Genomic DNA, 670 nt, shown 5'->3' with positions numbered 1-670 from the left:
CTTGGAAATGACCAGCGCCGCGTTGGTGGCCAGATCCCCATGCGCGGGGTCACGGGTGGGGGTGACTTCAACCCGCTCCAGCATCGCGCCCGGCAGATCGGGCATGATCTGGCGCAGCGCGGCGCGCACATGCGAGAGGTAACGGGCGAACAGACTGTCTGACATGCGGCTTCGGCTTCCCAACAAACGGTAATGGACCCTGCGGTCCGGCATAAAGGGCCCGCGCGACTGCCCATGGGCATGGCGGGCGGAGATCGTGCTGCGCGTGTTTCACCCCGGCGAGGACAGGTCCGTCAACCGTCGATATTCCTCCATCGCGCAGCGATCGGTCATACCGGCTATATAATCGGCCACCACGCGGCACGCACGCGCCCTGTCCCCGCCCTCACACGCCGCCACCGCCAGTTCACGCCAGCCATCGGGCAGCAGGCCGGGACTTTCCGACAGGATGGTGAAAATCGATTCGACCGTCAGCCGCGCCTTGCGCGTCATGCGGTTGACGCGCCAGTGCCGGTAAAGGCGCGCGTACAGGAACTTGCGGATTTCCAGATTGGCCGCCGCCGTCTGTGGGCTGTAGGCCACCACGGGACCGGCGGCATGGCGGATGTCATCCGCGCTGCGCGGGGCGAGGCGTTGCAGGTTGCGCTGCGTCTGGCCGATCAGGTCTATG

1 protein-coding gene and 1 pseudogene are annotated in these 670 nt (G+C 66.4%); both read right to left on the bottom strand.

Going from position 1 to position 670, the window contains the following annotated elements; all coding sequences use genetic code 11:
- A partial coding sequence (locus tag JCM25156_RS32480; RefSeq protein WP_148299435.1) for a hypothetical protein occupies window positions 1-165 on the bottom strand: 165 nt, incomplete at its 3' end.
- A gap of 105 nt (window positions 166-270) precedes the next feature.
- Window positions 271-670, bottom strand: a pseudogene (locus JCM25156_RS19455) (deoxyguanosinetriphosphate triphosphohydrolase); the annotation flags it as partial.

It is taken from the genome of Komagataeibacter kakiaceti JCM 25156 (assembly GCF_000613305.1).
The sequence above is the reverse complement of the archived record's forward strand: the minus strand, read 5'-3'. Positions and strand labels throughout refer to the sequence as shown.